A 1,713-nucleotide genomic window follows, 5' to 3' on the forward strand; every position below is an offset into this window, starting at 1 on the left:
AGATCGCCAGTCCCGGAAAGCGTCAGGCCAAACCGGCTTCCACCTGCATCTCCCTGTGCACTCACCGAGAGCGCGCGGTCGCCGCCGGCCGATGGCTGCAGCCCCACCACGGCACCGATCTCGGTATCCGCCAGCAAGCCGGGATAGACGGTGCTGCGCGCCGCCAGCCCCGCCAGCCCCGGCACCTGCGGCAGCCTTTGCGCCAGAAGCGACACCAGCGGGCCCGCATCGCCCGCCACCAATGACGCATCGATCGATCCCGAGAGCGGCCCGGACAGATCCTTCAGCGTCGCCGTCGCGCTGATGTCGGCACCCTCGATGCCGCCGATCTGCAGCCGGTCCACCTCTAGCGTGCCGCCACGCAGGCGCACCGCCGTGTCCACAGTGGCAGCCGTGATGCCCGCCAGCTCCACCGGGCCCGCCTTCACCGTGAGGTCGAGATCGCGCTCTGCAAGCCGCGTCACACCCTGGTCGCTGACGAACAGCGACACGAAGGCGGACAGTCCTGCGACGTCCAGACGCCCGCCTTCCAGTTCCACCTGCATCGCAGGCGCAGCGTGCATTGGCAGCGTCGCCAGCGCCTTTCCTCGAAACCGGGCATCGCCAAGGATCAGTTCGAGATTTTCGAGCGACTGCCGACGCGCCGTCAGGTCGACATCCGCGCTAAACCCAGCCGCAGGGAGGCGCCGGATCGATTCATCGACGTCGCGCGAAAGCCAGGCCGCGAAACCGGACGGCTGCCCGACGGCCAGCAACAGCTTGCCCCGGAAGCCGAAGGATTCCACCGTACTTGTCAGCTTGCCGCTGCCCTCCAGCGTGGTGCGCCCCGGCAGCGCGGCCGACAGCGCCTCCACAGCCCATCCGCCATCGGTCGGCTGCGCGGACAGCCGGATGTCCCGCACCGTGGTATCGCCTGTCACCAGCGCCGGCAGGCGCACCTCCACCCGCCCGGGAATCTGCGGCTGCGGAAGCCCCAGCAGCGCAGTGTGGACGGCTGAGAGCCGCTGCTGCAGGCTGAGCGTACCGGCACCGTCTTGGCCCTGGCCGTCCGTCAGCCGCACCTGTGCCCCATCGGCCACGATCTCGAACTCCGGCTGCGCACCGAAGCTGAGACGCGCATGGCCTTCCGCGCGGTACGGATCGTCCAGCGCGCCAGTCTCCATACGGAACTCCGAAACGTCGAGCCCGCGATGGTCCACCGCGAAGCTCCCCGCAACCCGGTAGGATGGCGCCCGGGTTGAGGTGGAGCCCGGCGCAGGCGCAGGCAGCCGCTCGCTCAATCGGAACGTACCATCGTAGCGCGCCGCGCTCCGGTCCAGCTGCACGTCACCGTCGCTCTCGAGGTCAAGCGCATAACGCTCGGGTTGCGCGCGCACCCGCAGCCTGAGGCGCCCCTCTGGCGACAACGTACCGGTGGACACCTGAAGCGCGGTGCGCATGCCGTCGAAGCGCATCGAGCCATCGATGCGCCACGGTCCCGTCAGCGCGGTCGCGGACAATTCCGCGTTGATCTCGGTAAGCCGGTGTTCGCGGCCGCTGGCGGCGTGCTTCACCAGCACCTGCCCCTCGGTGACCGTCACCTTCTCAAGCGCCACCTGCCCTGGCTGGAACGGCGTCGAGGGGCGCACGGCCCAGTCGATTGCTCCATCATCATTGGTGGAAAGCACTGCAACCGGCCGCACAAGCCGCATGTCGAAGATCAGTATTTCGCCG

General features: G+C 68.9%; 1 protein-coding gene. It reads right to left on the reverse strand.

What is annotated here, in order from left to right; genetic code table 11:
- On the reverse strand, nucleotides 1-1,713 hold a 1,713-nt coding region (locus ACOJSF_RS06455; RefSeq protein WP_420141395.1), incomplete at both ends, for an AsmA family protein.

Source organism: Sphingomonas sp. (assembly GCF_048594985.1).
GTDB lineage: Bacteria > Pseudomonadota > Alphaproteobacteria > Sphingomonadales > Sphingomonadaceae > Sphingomonas_I.